The sequence below is a fragment of the Pseudomonas sp. LBUM1671 genome (genome assembly GCF_059695685.1).
Map to the genome: position 1 here is coordinate 6,210,288 of NZ_CP166782.1, position 17,653 is coordinate 6,227,940.

Here is a 17,653-nt window from a genome sequence, read left to right on the forward strand (position 1 = left end):
CGCTGCCACATGAAACTGTTTATTCGGCGATGAGCGCTTCGACCTTGAGGATCTGCGCGGCCAGTGTTTCGCGGTTTGCACAACGCAGGTTGGCGTGACCGACCTTGCGGCCGACCTTGAACGCCTTGCCATAGTGGTGCAGATGGCAATCGGCGATGGCCAGGACTTTCTCGGTGTCCGGCACTTTACCGATGAAGTTGAGCATTGCGCTCTCGCCGACCTTGGCCGTCGAACCCAGCGGCAGACCGGCAACGGCCCGCAGGTGGTTTTCGAACTGGCTGCACTCGGCGCCTTCGGTGGTCCAGTGCCCGGAGTTGTGCACGCGCGGGGCGATTTCGTTGGCCTTGAGGCCACCGTCGACTTCGAAGAACTCGAACGCCATCACGCCGACGTAATTCAACTGCTTGAGCACGCGGCTGGAGTAGTCTTCGGCCAAAGCCTGCAGCGGGTGGTTGGTGCTGGCCACGGACAGCTTGAGGATGCCGCTGTCGTGGGTGTTGTGAACCAGTGGGTAGAACCTGGTTTCACCATCGCGAGCACGCACGGCGATCAGCGAGACTTCACCGGTAAACGGCACGAAGCCTTCCAGCAGGCAGGCCACGCTGCCCAGTTCGGCGAAGGTGCCGACCACATCTTCCGGTTTGCGCAGGACTTTCTGGCCCTTGCCGTCGTAACCCAGGGTGCGGGTTTTCAACACGGCCGGCAGACCGATGGAAGCGACAGCGGCGTCCAGATCGGCTTGCGATTGAATATCGGCGAACGCCGGGGTGGGAATTCCCAGGTCCTTGAACATGCTCTTCTCGAACCAGCGATCACGGGCAATGCGCAGGGCTTCGGCGCTCGGGTAGACCGGGACGAATTGCGACAGGAACGCCACGGTTTCGGCCGGGACGCTTTCGAACTCGAAAGTCACCAGATCGACTTCATCGGCCAGCTGGCGCAGGTGGTCCTGATCGCCGTAATCGGCCCGCAGGTGTTCGCCCAACGCAGCTGCGCAAGCATCCGGCGCCGGGTCCAGGAAAGCGAAGTTCATGCCCAGCGGGGTGCCCGCCAACGCCAACATGCGACCCAACTGGCCGCCACCGATTACACCGATCTTCATCGTCAACAACCTCAGGCGATGCGTGGGTCTGGATTATCCAGGACGCTGTCTGTCTGCTCAGCACGGAATTTTTTCAGCACCGCGTGGAATTGCGGGTGCTTGGCGCCGAGGATACTCGCCGACAGCAGGGCAGCGTTGATCGCGCCGGCCTTGCCGATGGCCAGGGTGGCAACCGGGATGCCCGCAGGCATCTGCACGATCGAGAGCAGCGAATCGACGCCCGAAAGCATCGACGACTGCACCGGAACGCCCAGCACCGGCAGGTGGGTCTTGGCCGCACACATGCCAGGCAAGTGGGCCGCGCCACCGGCACCGGCGATGATCACCTCGATGCCACGCGCCTCGGCCTCTTCGGCGTACTGGAACAGCAGGTCCGGGGTGCGGTGGGCGGAGACCACTTTCACCTCGTAAGGGATGCCGAGCTTTTCCAGCATATCGGCGGTGTGGCTAAGGGTGGACCAATCGGACTTGGAGCCCATGATCACGCCAACCAGTGCACTCATCGTCGTGCCTCTTCTCTCTGGGCGCCCGCAGGCGCGTCAAAAAACAACAAGCCACGCAAAATGCGTGGCTTGATTGTACGAATTATGGCCGGGCGAACCGGCCGAAGGCCGCGCAGTATACCTTAATGAAGCAGATAAACAGCCCCTGAAACGACCATCCGTCATACGGCGCAAAGTGCCGGTTTTATTGACTTGAAGGTCAGTCAATTACACCCCCAATCCCTCGTGGGAGCGGGCTTGCTGGCGAAAGCGGTGGGTCAGTCGATATCAATGTTGTCTGACCCACCGCATTCGCGAGCAAGCCCGCTCCCACATTTGATCGTCAGGGGTCTCAGGAACCGGTTGTGCCTTGGGCCGCGCCGCCTTCCAGCTTGCGCCACAACAACCGCACATTCGCCTTGCGCACCAGCGCGCAGCGATACAGACGAATCTCCAGCGGCACATGCCATTGCGGGCCGCCGCACACCACCAGCTCACCGCGCGCCAGCTCGGCGCGCACACTCAATTGCGGCACCCACGCAATCCCCAACCCCTCCAGCGCCATGCTTTTCAAGCTGTCGGCCATGGCGGTCTCATAGATGGTGGTGAAGCGCAGCGCACGCTGACGCAGCAGCATGTTCACCGAACGCCCGAGAAACGCACCCGCGCTATAGGCCAGCAGCGGCACACTGCCCTCGCCCTCCAGATCAAACAACGGCTTGCCATCGGCATCCGCTGCGCAGACAGGGAGCATTTCGGTGTCGCCGAGGTGCAGAGACGGGAAGATTTCCGGGTCCATCTGCAAGGCTGCGTCCGGGTCATAGAACGCGAGCATCAAGTCGCAACCGCCTTCTCGCAGCGCATGCACTGCATCGCCGACGTTAGTCGCCACCAACCGCGTGGCGATGTTCAAACCTTCATTACGCAATTGCGCGATCCAGCGCGGAAAAAAGCCCAATGCCAGGGAGTGAGCGGCCGCCACTTGCATCACTTCACCCTGCCCGCCTTCCAGATGATGAAGGTGGCGCAGTACTTCGCCGAGCTGTTCGACCACGGTCCGCGCGGTCACCAGAAACAACTGCCCCGCCGCCGTCAGTTCGACAGGCGTGCGTGAGCGATTGACCAGCGTCAGCCCCAGCGCGGCTTCAAGGCTGCGGATCCGGCGGCTGAAAGCCGGCTGAGTCACGAAGCGTCGTTCCGCAGCCTGGGAGAAGCTACGTGTCGCGGCCAGGGCGCTGAAGTCCTCGAGCCATTTACTTTCCAGATTCATCACGTCCTCCCAGACACGCACCAAATTAGGTCACACGCTCGCCGCACACGCGGCGTCACATTGGCATTATGCCGAATGTGCATAGGCTAGTGTTTAACAGCATTGGCCGAAAATTCTCCACAAGCCTAGCATTTGCAGCGTTCCGGCACAGACCGGGTCCTTATCGAGATGATTTCTATCATGTCCTCCGCTGCATCTTTCCGCACAGAAAAAGACCTGCTTGGCGTACTCGAAGTACCTGCTCAAGCGTATTACGGCATCCAGACCCTGCGAGCGGTGAACAACTTCCGTCTCTCCGGCGTTCCGATTTCGCATTACCCGAAGCTGGTTGTCGGTCTGGCGATGGTCAAACAGGCCGCCGCTGACGCCAACCGCGAGTTGGGTCACCTGAGCGAAGCCAAGCACGCTGCCATCAGCGAAGCCTGTGCACGTCTGATCCGCGGCGATTTCCACGAAGAGTTCGTGGTGGACATGATTCAAGGCGGCGCTGGCACTTCGACCAACATGAATGCCAACGAAGTCATCGCCAACATCGCGCTGGAGGCCATGGGTCACCAGAAGGGCGAATACCAATACCTGCACCCGAACAACGACGTGAACATGGCGCAGTCGACCAACGACGCCTACCCGACCGCGATCCGTCTGGGTCTGCTGCTGGGTCACGACGCGCTGCTGGCCAGCCTCGACAGCCTGATCCAGTCGTTTGCTGCCAAGGGTGTTGAATTCAGCCACGTCCTGAAGATGGGTCGTACCCAGCTGCAAGACGCCGTGCCGATGACCCTGGGCCAGGAATTCCGCGCTTTCGCCACCACCCTTAGCGAAGACCTGGCGCGTCTGAAGACCCTGGCGCCTGAGCTGCTGACCGAAGTGAACCTGGGCGGCACCGCGATCGGCACCGGCATCAACGCCGACCCGCGCTACCAGCACCTGGCCGTTGAGCGTCTGGCCCTGATCAGCGGTCAACCGCTGGTTCCGGCGGCCGACCTGATCGAAGCCACCTCCGACATGGGCGCCTTCGTGCTGTTCTCCGGCATGCTCAAGCGCACCGCGGTGAAGCTGTCGAAGATCTGCAACGACCTGCGCCTGCTGTCCAGCGGCCCACGCACCGGCATCAACGAAATCAACCTGCCGGCGCGTCAGCCAGGCAGCTCGATCATGCCAGGCAAGGTCAACCCGGTAATCCCGGAAGCGGTTAACCAGGTGGCGTTCCAGATCATCGGCAACGACCTGGCCCTGACCATCGCGGCCGAAGGCGGTCAGTTGCAACTGAACGTGATGGAGCCGCTGATCGCGTTCAAGATCTTCGACTCGATCCGCCTGCTGCAACGCGCCATGGACATGCTGCGCGAGCACTGCATCGTCGGCATCACCGCCAACGAAGAGCGCTGCCGTGAACTGGTCGAGCACTCGATCGGCCTGGTCACCGCGCTGAACCCGTATATCGGCTATGAAAACGCCACCCGCATCGCCCGTATCGCGCTGGAAAGCGGCCGCGGCGTGCTGGAACTGGTGCGCGAAGAAGGCTTGCTCGACGATGAAATGCTCGCCGACATCCTGCGCCCGGAAAACATGATTGCTCCGCGTCTGGTGCCTTTGAAGGCATAACCAGACACAACATCGGCTCTTGCTCCTTTAACGAAGAGCACGAAGGGCCACGCTCACCAGGTCGAGGGACTAGACACCTCTCACCTTTTGAGGGCTTGGGGATTTATTCCCCAGGCCCTTTTTTTTAACTCTTTGAGCAACACGCAGAACCTGTGGGAGCGGGCTTGCCCGCGATGAACGATAACGCGGCGTACCTGAAAAACCGCGGTGACTGCATCGCGGGCAAGCCCGCTCCCACAAGAACCGGACCTCCAAAGGGTCAGGTGTTTCAAGGCTTCGTTTCGTCGCTTGCACCACAACCGTGCAGACGGACGGCACTCTCCTAGGTATAGTGCCGCCCCTCTTCGCGTGAGCGGTCGTCGGTAACGAGGCCCAAACCCATGCGAAACCCGAACTAATAACAAACCTGCGATATGGGCCCGGGACGAACACACGCCTCACTGTTGTGCCATGTGCGCTCCGGTGTAACGCGATGTTTCTACCTGCCCAGCATTTGCCTAAACAAAAAACAGCGAGGAATAATCCATGCTCGAAGTCATTAACGACTTCCTCTCAGGGAAAGTACTGATCGTGCTCATTGTCGGGCTCGGTAGCTACTTCACGATCCGCTCGCGTTTCGTTCAATTGCGCCACTTCTTCCACATGTTCGCGGTGTTCCGCGACAGCCTGAAAAGCAGCGCCGGGCAACTCAGTTCGTTCCAGGCCCTGATGCTCAGCCTTGCCGGCCGTGTCGGCGCGGGTAACATCGCCGGTGTCGGTATCGCCGTGACCCTGGGTGGCCCGGGTGCAGTGTTCTGGATGTGGGTGACCGCACTGGTCGGCATGTCCAGCAGCTTCTTCGAATGTTCCCTTGGTCAGCTCTACAAACGTACGGATGCCGACGGCACCTACCGTGGCGGCCCGTCCTACTACATCCAGCACGGCCTGCAGAAGCGCTGGCTGGGTATGGTCATGGCGTTCCTGCTGCTGGTGACCTTCGGCTTCGCCTTCAACGGCCTGCAAGCCCACGCCGTGACTCACTCGCTGAACAACGCCTTCGGCCTTGACACCACCTACACGGGCCTGGCACTGGCGGTGTTGCTGGGCCTGGTGTTCATCGGCGGGATCAAGCGCATCGCCAAGGTCGCTGACCTGCTGGTGCCAGTGAAAACCCTGGTGTACATCGGCGTGACCATCTACGTGATCGTGCTGCAATTCGACCACGTTCCAGCGATGCTGATGACCATCGTCAAAAGCGCCTTCGGTCTGGATCAAGCCTTCGGCGGCCTGATCGGCAGCGCCATCGTCATGGGCGTGAAGCGTGGCGTGTTCGCCAACGAAGCGGGCCTGGGCAGTGCGCCGAACGTGGCCGCAGTCGCCTCGGTCGAGCACCCGGTGGCACAAGGCGTGGTCCAGGCGTTCAGCGTGTTCCTCGACACCTTCGTGATCTGCACCTGCACCGCGTTGCTGATCCTGCTGTCGGGCTTCTACACCCCGGGCTTCGAAGGCGACGGCATTGCTCTGACCCAGAACTCGCTGGCCGCCGTGGTTGGTGACTGGGGCCGCAGTTTCATTTCCGTAGCCCTGTCGTTGTTCGTGTTCACCTCGATCCTCTACAACTACTACCTGGGCGAGAGCAACCTGCGCTTCATGATCGGTGAAAACCGCAAGGCGCTGATCGGCTATCGCGCGCTGGTACTGGCGTTGATCTTCTGGGGTGCGATCGAAAACCTCGGCACGGTGTTCGCCTTCGCCGACATCACCATGACCTTGCTCGCGTTCGTGAACCTGATCGCACTGTTCCTGCTGTTCAAAGTCGGCATGCGCATCCTGCGTGACTACGATGACCAGCGTGCTGCCGGGATCAAGACGCCAGTGTTCGACTCGAGCAAGTTCCCGGATCTGGATCTGGACCTGAAAGCCTGGCCAGCCAATCCGCCAGCGGCTGCTCCAAAGGCTGAAGCCGAGCCGCAAGGCGTACCCGCAGCGCAACGCTGATCGTTAAACGAAGGGTGCACAAACCTGTGGGAGCCAGCCTGCTGGCGATGACGGACTGTCAGTTGACACATTAGTGTCTAACATACCGCCATCGCGAGCAGGCTCGCTCCCACATGTCATCTCTTGCGGAGGCTTCCCCATGGTTCCCAATTCCTTTCCTGCCGCCCAGCACGTCATGGTGCTCTACACCGGTGGCACCATCGGTATGCAGGCCAGCGCCAATGGCCTGGCTCCGGCGTCCGGTTTCGAAGCGCGGATGCGCGAATACCTGCACAGCCAGCCTGAACTCGTGGTGCCGCAGTGGCGCTTTCGCGAAATGTCGCCGCTGATCGACAGCGCCAACATGAGCCCGGCGTACTGGCAGCAACTGCGTGAAGCGGTGGTCGACGCCGTTGATGTCCAGGGCTGCGACAGCGTATTGATCCTGCATGGCACCGATACCCTCGCCTACAGCGCCGCCGCGATGAGTTTTCAATTGCTCGGGCTGAATGCCCGCGTGGTGTTCACCGGCTCGATGCTGCCGGCCGGCGTAACCGACAGCGATGCCTGGGAAAACCTCAGTGGTGCACTGGTTGCTCTGGGCCATGGCCAGGCTCCGGGCGTTCATCTGTACTTCCACGGCGAACGGCTCGACCCGACCCGTTGCGCGAAAGTCCGCAGCTTCGGTCGTCATCCATTCAAGCGGCTGGAGCGTCAGGGTGGCGGTGTGAAAGCCGCTTCGCTGCCGGCTCAATTGCATTACAACCAGAGCAAGCAGCTGGCGAAAGTCGCGGTGTTGCCGTTATTTCCCGGCATCGGCGCCGAGCAACTGGATGGCGTGCTGAACAGCGGCATCCAAGGCCTGGTGCTGGAGTGCTACGGCAGCGGCACCGGGCCGAGTGACAACCCTGAGTTTCTGGCCGCTCTGGAGCGGGCGCGGGACAAAGGTGTGGTTGTTGTCGCCGTCACCCAATGCCATGAAGGTGGCGTTGAGCTGGATGTCTACGAGGCCGGTAGCCGGTTGCGCGGCGTTGGCGTGCTTTCGGGCGGCGGCATGACCCGTGAAGCGGCGTTCGGCAAGTTGCATGGGTTGCTGGGTGCCGGGCTGGACACCGCCGAAGTGCGGCGCCTGGTCGAGCTCGACCTTTGCGGTGAACTCAGCTGACCTTGAGGCCGGACACAAACCCTGTGGCGAGGGAGCTTGCTCCCGCTGGAGTGCGAAGCACTCCTGAAATCGACGACGGAATATGTTCAGGAATGTTGCGTCAGCCGGATTGCGGCCGCTGCGCGCCCGAGCGGGAGCAAGCTCCCTCGCCACAGGTAATGGTCGTCACTCACTGGGCACATAACTTGCTGCCGTTCCAGCATCCCAAGGCTGGAACATCCCATGCTCCACTCCCACCTCACCACCCTCAACGCCGTCTCCCTGGTGCTCAACACCTTCAAGGCCGAAGGCTTGTCCAGCGAAGCGCTGCTGGCGGGAAGCGGCATCAGTGCGGCGGATCTGAGCCGGGCGGACACGCGCATCACCACCAACCAGGAGATGCAGGTCTGCGCCAACGCCGTCGCACTCAAGCGTGATATCGGCCTGGAGCTTGGGCGGCGGATGCACGTTTCGTCCTACGGCATGCTCGGTTATGCGCTGCTCACCAGTGCCACCTTCGGTGACGCTTTGCGCCTGGCGATGCGTTATCCGGCGCTGTTGGGAACACTTTTCGAGTTGAGCCTGGAAGACGATGGCGAGCGTGTGTGGTTCGTGGCTGCCGATTATCGAGAGAACCCGGCGCTGGCGGTGTTCAACGCCGAGTTCTGTCTGGTGTCGTTGAAAGTCATTTGCGATGACCTGCTCGGGCATCCGCTGCCCTTACTTGCAGCTCGCCTGGAACATGCGGCACCGGACTATCAGGCGACCTACGCCGAACACTTCAATTGCCCGCTGCACTTTGAGGCGCGGGACAACGCCTTCGCCTTTGACAAGCGTTGGCTCGACCAACCCTTGCCGCTCGCCGATGTGATAACTCATCAGGCGATGGTCGAACGCTGCCGCAAGCAGAACACCGAATTCACCGGACGTCAGGCGTGGCTGGGGCGGATTCGGCAGTTGCTCCGCGCGCAACTGAATGCGGCGCCGGGGCTGGAAGGTTTGGCGTTACAGATGAATTGTTCGGCGCGCACCTTACGTCGCCACCTCAAGGATCTGGGGTGCAGCTATCAAGAATTGCTCGACGAACTGCGCTTCGATCAGGCCAAGCAGATGCTTTGTGAGGATCAGCTGCCGATCTACCGGATCGCCGAGGCGCTGGGCTTCAGCGAAACCGCGAGTTTTCGCCATGCGTTCGTGCGCTGGAGCGGCGTGGCGCCAAGCCAGTTCCGACCACACCGATAACCCTTGTGAGAGAGAGCCCTGTGGCGAGGGGATTTATCCCCGTTCGGCTGCGAAGCAGTCGTAGACACGGTTTAACCTTGGAATGCCGGGGCCGCTACGCAGCCCGACGGGGATAAATCCCCTCGCCACAAGATCTGCATTCCATGCTCTGACCCGGGGCGCGCCCGCGCCAATAAGGGGCGAATTTCGGTCAAATCTTTTGGCCACATAAATCCCCTTTTGGCCTTTCCTGCCGTTCTCTCAAACGCCGCGTCCCGCAAGACTGTGTTCAACCGAATCAGCCTGCGGAGAACAAGAAATGCTGACGATCTACTCGGACGATCACCACCTGCACCACGGCCGTTGTGAATTGATGGATGGGCAATTGATGCCCTGCTTCGAAATGCCCTCACGTGCCGACCATGTGCTGCAACGGGTGCAAACGCAGAACCTCGGCCCGGTCGAAGCGCCGCAGGATTTTGGCCTGGAGCCGATCGCGCGCATCCACAGCCGCGCCTACCTCGACTTCTTCAAAGGCGCCTGGGCACGCTGGACCGAATTCAACACCGACGGCGACTTGCTGCCCTACACCTGGCCGGCCCGCACCCTGCGTCGGATTATCCCCACCAGCCTGCACGGCCAGCTCGGCTATTACAGCTTCGACGGCGGCGCACCGATCACCGCCGGCACCTGGCAAGCGGCGTACAGCGCAGCGCAAGTGGCCCTCACCGCACAAGCTGCGATCCAGCGCGGCGCCCGCAGTGCTTTCGCGCTGTGCCGTCCACCGGGACACCATGCCGCCAGCGACTTGATGGGCGGTTATTGCTACCTCAACAACGCCGCCATTGCCGCTCAGGCCTTCCTCGATCAGGGCCACAAAAAGGTCGCGATCCTCGACGTCGACTACCACCACGGCAACGGCACCCAATCGATTTTCTACGAACGCAGCGACGTGCTGTTCACCTCGATTCACGGCCATCCGGAAGCCGAGTTTCCGTTCTTCCTCGGCTATGAAGACGAACTCGGCGAAGGGGCCGGCGAAGGCTTCAACTTCAACTACCCTTTGCCGGCCGGCAGCGGCTGGGACAGCTGGAGTGCAGCGCTGGAACAAGCCTGCAAAGAGATCGAAAAATACGGTGCGGACATCGTTGTTGTGTCCCTGGGCGTCGACACGTTCAAGGACGACCCGATCTCCCAATTCAAGCTCGACAGCCCAAATTACCTGGCCATGGGCGAGCGCATCGCGAAGCTCGGCAAACCGACGCTGTTCGTGATGGAAGGTGGATACGCGGTCGAAGAAATCGGCATCAATGCCGTGAACGTTCTCGAAGGTTTTGAAAGCGCCCAATGAGGAATTAGAACAATGAACAGACTCAAGCGTTTTATTGCACCGGTGCTGTGCGCCACGGTGCTCGGTGGCGCCGCCCATGCTGAAGAGCGAACGTTGCGCGTCTACAACTGGTTCGACTACATCACCCCCAAGGCGCTGGAAGACTTCAAGGCACAGAACACCCAGACCAAACTGGTCTACGACATCTTCGACACCAATGAAGCACTCGAAGCCAAGCTGCTGACCGGCAACTCCGGCTACGACGTGGTGGTGCCGTCCAACGTGTTCCTCGCCAAGCAGATCGAAGCCGGCGTGTTCCAGCCGCTGGACCGCAGCAAACTGCCGAACTGGAACCACCTCGATCCGAAGCTGATGAAGCTGCTGGAAGGCAACGATCCGGGTAACAAATTCGCCGTGCCGTACATGTACGGGACCATCCTGATCGGCTTCAACCCGGACAAGGTCAAAGCCGCCCTGGGCGACAACGCGCCGGTGGACAGCTGGGACCTGATCTTCAAGGAAGAGAACATCAGCAAGCTCAAGCAGTGCGGCGTCGCCCTGCTCGACTCGCCGTCGGAGATCCTGCCGCTGGCCCTGCAACACCTCGGCCTGGACCCCAACAGCAAGAAGCCGGCGGACTACGAAAAGGCTGAAGCGCTGTTGATGAAAATCCGGCCGTACATCACCTACTTCCACTCCTCCAAATACATGGCTGACATCGCCAACGGTGACATCTGCGTCGCGGTCGGTTATTCCGGCAGCTTCTCCCAGGCCGCCAACCGCGCCAAGGAAGCCAAGAACGGTGTGATCGTCGACATGCGCCTGCCGAAAGAAGGCGCGCCGATCTGGTTCGACATGCTCGCCATTCCCAAAGGTGCGAAGAACCCGGAAGACGCCTACACCTTCATCAACTACCTGCTGCAACCGCAAGTGATCGCGCCGGTCAGCGACTTCGTTGGCTATCCGAACCCGAACAAGGACGCCACGGAAATGGTCGACCCGGCGATCCGCAACAACCCGAACCTGTACCCGACCGAAGCGGCGATGGGCACGCTGTACACCCTGCAACCGTTGCCGCGCGATGCTGAACGTGCGCGCACGCGAGCCTGGACCAAGATCAAGTCAGGGACCTGATCACCCGCCAAATCAAAGACCCGCGCGATGGCGGGTCTTTTTTTGCCTGCGATACATATCTACCACCTTCAGCCCTCGACGGCCCTCTACCTTGACCGAACACAGCGCTGCCCCATCGGCGCTTCACCGGCAACAGGAAACGGCCATGCCCGAGACTCCCTCCAACATCTCTGAAGACATACTGACCCAACTGGTGACCGGCCCTTCGATCAGGGAAGTCGCTTCAGCCTCATTGCGCTCCGCCCTCGACACCGCGTATCCACACCTGCACATCGACCCGAACCTGGCTGTGGTGGTGACGCCCGTCTGGACACTCGCCGGCGAACAGGCCAGGCCGGGCAGCAACCGGATCGAGTCCCTCACTGACGTGCTGGTGCGGCTCGGTTTATCCGGAACGACGGTGACCTACATCGACGGGGAACATTTTCTGACCCTGCCATCGGCTGTCGACTCGGCCATTCATCTGCCGGTAAAGATCGATACCCTTGGGTGCCAGCTCAACAAACTGGCCAGGCTGCTGTTCGTGGCCTATCAGGAACAGCAACTCGATTACTGGAACCAGCCCACAGCGGCCTCGACACCGCGCTGGCATCAACTCTCCGGTGCGCTGCGCAACATCTGGAACGTCGACGAAAAGGCCGGCTGGGACGAAGACCAGCGGGCCATTGCCCTCGCCGTCTACGGTTACCCACAACAGACCGAACGGCAACCTCATGACAAATACGCAATCAAGGCCTGCCTGATTGACGTCGACTGTCTCGACAATCAGACCACCCATCATTTGAGACTGCTGGACACCGCGGTGGTGGTGGGCACCCACGGTGAACGCACAATTGTCGTGACCCATTCGATCGCAGAAGGCTTCAGGCACTACAACTCACTGGCGTCATTGGGCGAAACGCTGGCCAGGCGCATTGCTGCCTCGAAGGGTGATAGCACGTTGAAATGGCGCCTGTACGAACCCACCGGAGATTTTTTTGATCATCAGGCCTGTGCACTGATTGCGCTCGAGGTCGATGCCATCGGTTTACTCGGTGGCGCTGTTGCCGCACTGACGCCATCCCTTGCGCCGCAGGTGAGCGCCGCAGCGAAACATTTCACGGACTATCACGAGCAGCCCTCTTCACGTTTCAGCCAGATCCAGGGTCTGTTGCCAGACTGGCTGACCAATGCGTCACCCACAGACCTGACCCGCTACAGCCGACACTTGATGGACCTCGCGCTGCTACGGGAACAGGACGCCGGCAAATCCTTCGATGAGGGCATCCCCTCTCTTCCTGACTTTGCCTTGCAAGCGCTGACCGATCAGATGATCAAGGACAACAAGATCGAGAATCAGACGGCCGCGACAAAGCTGAAATTGAAGGACATCGAAGTCACTATCACCAGTCTCGTCGTCCTCGGCGCGATCATCGTACCCGGCAAAACCCGGACCCTCACGCTGACGCTGGTGGAGTTGGCACTGCAAAACCTGATTGACTCGCCACCAGGCAACAAGACGGTGCAATACAAAAACGGTGACGCGGCGCCCGCGTGGATGACACCGTCCTACCTGGAAGACCTGGTCACCACAGTGAATATCGGGCAAACCTACCCCAGCCTGATCAAAAGCAAACTCCTCGCCGCCCCCACGGAAAGCCTGCGCCGACAGAACCTCTACACCCGCCACCTGCGCATACAACTGCCGCTTCAGGCACTCCAACTCAAGGTTCGTGGCGAGGCTGGCATCGACGAACAGGGCTACCGTTATGCAGTCGCGGCCATGCAGGAAAAGGCGGTAGATCGATACGTCGACGGGCTGGAAATCGTCATTCGTCCGCTGGCATTCATTCCCGGGGGACGTACCGACAGCAAGGTCGACGTTGTGACCAACATGTTTGTGATCGGACCGCGACTGACTGATAAAGGACCCTGCCTCCTGTATCGGCCGCTGCTGGATCTTCCGCTGGTTCAATATGGCGGCGAGGCGAACCTGTTATATGCGATCAAGCACAACAAGGCGCTGCGCCAGTCAGTGCTGGCCTGGCTGCCGGAAGACGTGCACTTCAACTACTCGCAATATGTGTTTCCTGGTCAATTGCCTTCTGCCTGGACGCTGTCGCAATGGTTGACCGACCCCACCTCGGCACTGGGCATGATGGGCGCGCTTAGCTTGAGTGCGACGCCTGTCGTCGAACCGTCTGCGCAGACACTGTTCACCGACAACGCCAATGCGCTGGTCACCCTGGCCGACCGCCAAGCGGTCTCCAATGCTGAACGTCGCTGGGCCACGCTCAAACAGGGCGCATGGATGCTGTTCAATGTGGCACTTCCCTTTTTCGGGCGCACGGGCGCAACGGCTGCCTGGATATGGCAAATCATGGACGACTTGCACCAGGCCAATGAAGCCGGGCAAGCGGATGACAACGATCAGGCATGGGCCGCACTGACGGATCTGTTTCTGTCCCTGGGCATGGTGCTTGCCCATCGCGCGGCCACTCGCAACAAACCCGCGGTGCGCGCTGTGGAAAAGAGCCCGACACCCGCTGTAACGCCGCTGCCGGCGCCAAAGATTACCGTGACGCAACTACCCGATCTCGCCGCCGATTATTTACCCGCCAACCATGAAACATCCGTGCATATCCACGGCGTGCTGATGCCGGATTCATTGGCCACCCTGCTGGACGGGCTGGCGATTGAAAAACCTGCGGCGTTGAAAGAGTCCTCGACCGAAACCGGCCGTCACCGATTCCTGAGCCCATTGAATCAGAAATGGTATGCCAAGGTCGGTCAGCGCTGGTTCGAAGTCATGCTGGACGACAACGATGATGTGCAGATCATCGACTCACGGCAAACGCCCGCCACAACAGGCCCTCTCTTGATCCATTCGGCGAAGGGTGAATGGTTCATCGACACGCGCCTGAGACTGCGCGGCGGCGGCAGGAATCGAAGGGAAATCGAACGCAAAAACCAACAGCACAAGGACGACTTGAAACGGCAACTGACCGCATTCGATGTCCGTAAGCCGGGCTTGAAAAAAGAGCTCGATGCCGTGGAAAAAACGGCCGACGCCAATCGCCAGCCCTTGATCGACGTATTGAATTCACAGCTGACGGAATATGGCGCCTACATCGAGCAGCTCAAGACTTACAACGCCCTCGAGACCATCTCCAACTACCGCCCGGTAATGGTCAGTTGCCTGGATTATCAACTGTCACTGACGCAGAAATGGTTCGAGCGGCAAAACCGTGAGTTCGGTGAGCGTATGCGCCAATCCCTCGCCCTTCTGGGCAACGAGACAACCGCGGGCGCCCAGTCGCCCCGCCAGACACATCAACTCACCAGCGACATGACCCAGGGGGTTATCGACAAGATCGAGTTCGCCCATGCGCGCATCGAAGAACTGCTGCGACTGGGCAAAGAAGGGGCAGAAGCGGCGCGGGAATACAGGGCCCTGCTACCGTCGTTCAGTCTGCACGACTTGAAACTGTTCCAGATCAGCCTGGCTCAGGAGCTATGCCTCAGCGACAGCGGTACTGTCGCCACACCGCTGGCTCGCCAGGCCATGCAACAGATAGTCGAAGATGCCGGCCTCACCATCCAGTCGTCGCTGGACCTTGCTGCCGAAGACAGTGCGCTACCACTGCTCGAACGGATCGACGGTTTCAATGATCTGGTGGAACAGTTCGCAACCCTGGACCTACGGATTCTCGATCTGCCCGAAGAATATCCGCAACAGCTGCTGCAGCCGCCACTCAATCTTATGCGCCAGCGAATCGAAACGTTCAAGGAACAGAGCATGAATCATCTGGTGGGCCTGTTGCATGAGCGCAGATTGCTGGAGCCGACTCCGGGGCCTTCCCGCCCTGCTCCGTCCACCAGACGCCTGATCAAAACTCGCTTCAAGGGCACGGTGGTCGGCAAGCTCCGCGACCGCGCAGCCGCGGATGACACCGACCTGATCGACGTCACTTCGCCACTCACCCACAAAGTCATCGCGACCTTTCACGAAAAAACCCCCGGTGTGTGGCTCGAACATGTGCCGCTCGCGACAAAAGTGCCGACAACCCCACGCCCGGATTTGGCTGCCAGCATTCAAGCGGGTCAGTCACTGCTGGATCGATCAGGGGCATTTACCCGCCGCACCGAGGCAATTGCACAACGGGCAGGGCGTATCCCGGTGGAAATCGAAGACATGTTTCATCAACAGGCCCGCCAGTTGGAAGCCGCCGCCGATGCCATCGAAAGGGCCCTGACCGATAAAAACCTCACCGACAGCGGGCCGGGTTCTGGTGCCAACATTGCCAAGAGCCTCAACGAAGAGGCGACCCGCTTTTACGAAAAGGGCCGCGCGACCCGGATCGACATGATCAAGCGACAACTCCCCACTGCGCCTCGCGTTGATTGGCTGCACGAAAGAGGCTTGGTGAATATCGTCAAGAACGCCGGTCGAAAACAGACAAAGCGCAGGAAGGACTTTTTCGACGAGTATGAAATTCGTGACTCTGCCACCGGGAATGTGCTTTGGTACGCCCACTTTCATTACCCCAAGCCCGACGCAGCAGTCGGAGGGTATACCGCTGCCCATCTGAAAACTGTCGCGCAACGAACACTGGGTGGTGCATTTGATTGGCAAACAGCCCGTACCAACAACGAATTGATCGCGATCAATCGCAGCGAAATCAGCTCTCAACTGGCCAAAGCGCTGTTTTTGCCAAAGGTAAAACCCATGGTCTCCAGAACGTGAGCTTTCGAAAACGATGACCTGCGCAAACTGTTTCTGGAGCTGGAACCTCAGGCCAGGAACTGAGGTGCAATGCGCTTAACGCCAGACCTTTTCCAGACGCCCGAGTGCAGCACGGATCGCAGCCTCGGGCACCGCCGCGAAACCCAGAACCAGCCCGGCGCGCTGGTCCGCTGGTAGTGTCGAATCCGGCAACCAGTAGCTGCTCAGCGCATTGATCTCGACATCGACGCCGGCCGCTTGCTCCACCAACTCGCGCTCACGGGCCTGCGAGCCGACCGCCACCGTCAGATGCAGCCCTGCCGCGACACTCGGCAAGCTACCGATGCCGGGGATGTTCTGCGGCCAACCGGCCAATAAGGTATTGCGTCGGCTCAGGGCCGCACGGCGCATGCGGCGGATATGCCGCTGGAAATGCCCGGCGGCCATGAACTCGGCCATGACCGCTTGAGTGCTCACCTCAGAATGCCGTACGTCCACCGCTCGCCGTTGCGAGAAGGCCTGAACCAAACCGGGCGGCAGCACCAGATAACCCAGCCTTAGCGCCGGAAAGGCGACTTTGCCAAACGTCCCGACATACAAGACCCGCCCCTGCCGATCAAGGGCCGCCAACGGAGCCAGCGGCGCGCCGCTGTAGCGGTATTCGCCGTCGTAGTCGTCCTCGACGATCCAACCTTGGGTGCGCTCGGCCCACGCCAGCAATTCGAGGCGACGCGCCAGGCTCATTACCACCCCGGTCGGGTATTGATGAGAAGGCGTGACATACGCCAACCGACAATCGCTGAGGCCATTCAATTCGTTGCAGTTAATGCCCTCGCTGTCCACTGCCACGCCATGCAGTTTCGCACCGGCCACGGCGAACGCATGACCTGCCGCCCGATACCCCGGATTCTCAATCGCCACCCCATCGCCCGGCTCCACCAGCAGCTGTGCACAAAGGCTAATCCCCTGCTGTGCGCCACTGGTGATCACTATTTGCTCAGCCGAGCACTGCATCCCTCGCGAACTGCGCAAATACGCGGCGATCATGCCGCGCAAACGCTCATCACCCGCCGGATCGCCATAACACAGTTGCTGTAAATCCGGTTTGCGCCAGAAAGCCGCATTCAGCTTGGCCCACACCTCGAAAGGAAACAGATCGAATGCCGGCACGCCGACCCGAAAGGCCTTGGGCGGACCACTCGGTGGGGTCGGCAAATGGTTGCTCTCGACTCGTCCCAACGCACCGCTGTGGATAACTTTACTGGATGAAACCACAGGCAAATCAAGCCAATTTGTGGATAAGGCTGTGGGTAACCCTGTTGACAACCCTGTGGATACTTTTGTGGATAATTTTTTTGCCGCTGCCACGGTTTGAGGCAGTTGCGCAACGTAAGTCCCGTCACCGACTCGCCCCTCGATAAACCCCTCGGCATAGAGTTGATCGTAGGCTCGCACCACGCTGTTTCTGGAAATCGCCAGCGCCGCCGCCAGATCCCGGCTGGCCGGTAATCGCGTGCCACTGGCCAGGCGTCCGTCGAGCACCCGCAGGCGCAATGCCTGATAGAGCTGGCGACTCAAGCCCTGACGACGATCAAGTTCGATACCGGCGGGGTTGAATGACAGGGAAAGTGGCGCGTCGCTCATGGCAATGGACCTATGAAATTGGTCATTAATGGCTCTTACAACAGACCAATAGCCTGCCTA

General features: G+C 60.4%; 11 protein-coding genes. 7 read left to right on the forward strand and 4 right to left on the reverse strand.

What is annotated here, in order from left to right; all coding sequences use genetic code 11:
• Positions 1-19 precede the first annotated feature (19 nt).
• The 3 genes from ACA060_RS28765 to ACA060_RS28775 all read right to left on the reverse strand — a co-directional run bounded on the left by ACA060_RS28765 (position 20) and on the right by ACA060_RS28775 (position 2,854).
• On the reverse strand, positions 20-1,102 hold the full coding sequence (locus ACA060_RS28765; RefSeq protein WP_497314568.1) for a 5-(carboxyamino)imidazole ribonucleotide synthase: 1,083 nt from the start codon (positions 1,100-1,102) through the stop codon (positions 20-22).
• Positions 1,103-1,113: 11 nt separating this feature from the next.
• On the reverse strand, positions 1,114-1,605 hold the full coding sequence (gene purE, locus ACA060_RS28770) for a 5-(carboxyamino)imidazole ribonucleotide mutase (RefSeq protein WP_497314570.1): 492 nt from the start codon (positions 1,603-1,605) through the stop codon (positions 1,114-1,116).
• 331 nt (positions 1,606-1,936) lie between these two features.
• Entirely contained in the window at positions 1,937-2,854 is a 918-nt protein-coding gene (locus ACA060_RS28775) for a LysR substrate-binding domain-containing protein (protein ID WP_109626815.1), read from the reverse strand.
• Positions 2,855-3,034: 180 nt separating this feature from the next.
• Here ACA060_RS28775 and aspA point away from each other — a divergent pair, with 180 nt between their 5' ends.
• The 7 genes from aspA (at position 3,035) to ACA060_RS28810 (ending at position 15,970) form a co-directional block, all read left to right on the forward strand.
• On the forward strand, positions 3,035-4,459 hold the full coding sequence (aspA, locus tag ACA060_RS28780; RefSeq protein ID WP_109626817.1) for an aspartate ammonia-lyase: 1,425 nt from the start codon (positions 3,035-3,037) through the stop codon (positions 4,457-4,459).
• A 525-nt stretch (positions 4,460-4,984) separates the two neighbouring features.
• Positions 4,985-6,436: an alanine/glycine:cation symporter family protein gene (locus tag ACA060_RS28785; protein ID WP_497314573.1), complete on the forward strand. Its 1,452-nt coding sequence runs from the start codon at positions 4,985-4,987 to the stop codon at positions 6,434-6,436.
• A gap of 139 nt (positions 6,437-6,575) precedes the next feature.
• Positions 6,576-7,580, forward strand: coding sequence for an asparaginase (locus ACA060_RS28790; RefSeq protein ID WP_497314574.1), 1,005 nt, complete (start codon positions 6,576-6,578; stop codon positions 7,578-7,580).
• 222 nt (positions 7,581-7,802) lie between these two features.
• Positions 7,803-8,801: an AraC family transcriptional regulator gene (locus ACA060_RS28795; protein WP_497314576.1), complete on the forward strand. Its 999-nt coding sequence runs from the start codon at positions 7,803-7,805 to the stop codon at positions 8,799-8,801.
• 298 nt (positions 8,802-9,099) lie between these two features.
• On the forward strand, positions 9,100-10,131 hold the full coding sequence (locus tag ACA060_RS28800; protein WP_497314578.1) for a histone deacetylase family protein: 1,032 nt from the start codon (positions 9,100-9,102) through the stop codon (positions 10,129-10,131).
• A gap of 12 nt (positions 10,132-10,143) precedes the next feature.
• Positions 10,144-11,244, forward strand: coding sequence for a polyamine ABC transporter substrate-binding protein (locus ACA060_RS28805; RefSeq protein ID WP_109626828.1), 1,101 nt, complete (start codon positions 10,144-10,146; stop codon positions 11,242-11,244).
• A 145-nt stretch (positions 11,245-11,389) separates the two neighbouring features.
• On the forward strand, positions 11,390-15,970 hold the full coding sequence (locus ACA060_RS28810) for a hypothetical protein (protein WP_497314580.1): 4,581 nt from the start codon (positions 11,390-11,392) through the stop codon (positions 15,968-15,970).
• A gap of 75 nt (positions 15,971-16,045) precedes the next feature.
• On the opposite strand, the gene pdxR is transcribed toward ACA060_RS28810, so the two are convergent.
• Positions 16,046-17,593: a MocR-like pyridoxine biosynthesis transcription factor PdxR gene (gene pdxR / locus ACA060_RS28815; RefSeq protein WP_497314582.1), complete on the reverse strand. Its 1,548-nt coding sequence runs from the start codon at positions 17,591-17,593 to the stop codon at positions 16,046-16,048.
• Between the last annotated feature and the right edge of the window lie 60 nt (positions 17,594-17,653).

What these genes read in the sequence shown, in the direction of transcription:
- ACA060_RS28775 (WP_109626815.1), bottom strand. Translation starts at nt 2,854, where the DNA reads ATGAATCTGGAAAGTAAATGGCTCGAGGACTTCAGCGCCCTGGCCGCG.
- ACA060_RS28790 (WP_497314574.1), top strand. Translation starts at nt 6,576, where the DNA reads ATGGTTCCCAATTCCTTTCCTGCCGCCCAGCACGTCATGGTGCTCTAC.
- purE (WP_497314570.1), bottom strand. Translation starts at nt 1,605, where the DNA reads ATGAGTGCACTGGTTGGCGTGATCATGGGCTCCAAGTCCGATTGGTCC.
- aspA (WP_109626817.1), top strand. Translation starts at nt 3,035, where the DNA reads ATGTCCTCCGCTGCATCTTTCCGCACAGAAAAAGACCTGCTTGGCGTA.
- ACA060_RS28800 (WP_497314578.1), top strand. Translation starts at nt 9,100, where the DNA reads ATGCTGACGATCTACTCGGACGATCACCACCTGCACCACGGCCGTTGT.
- ACA060_RS28765 (WP_497314568.1), bottom strand. Translation starts at nt 1,102, where the DNA reads ATGAAGATCGGTGTAATCGGTGGCGGCCAGTTGGGTCGCATGTTGGCG.
- ACA060_RS28785 (WP_497314573.1), top strand. Translation starts at nt 4,985, where the DNA reads ATGCTCGAAGTCATTAACGACTTCCTCTCAGGGAAAGTACTGATCGTG.
- ACA060_RS28810 (WP_497314580.1), top strand. Translation starts at nt 11,390, where the DNA reads ATGCCCGAGACTCCCTCCAACATCTCTGAAGACATACTGACCCAACTG.
- ACA060_RS28805 (WP_109626828.1), top strand. Translation starts at nt 10,144, where the DNA reads ATGAACAGACTCAAGCGTTTTATTGCACCGGTGCTGTGCGCCACGGTG.
- pdxR (WP_497314582.1), bottom strand. Translation starts at nt 17,593, where the DNA reads ATGAGCGACGCGCCACTTTCCCTGTCATTCAACCCCGCCGGTATCGAA.
- ACA060_RS28795 (WP_497314576.1), top strand. Translation starts at nt 7,803, where the DNA reads ATGCTCCACTCCCACCTCACCACCCTCAACGCCGTCTCCCTGGTGCTC.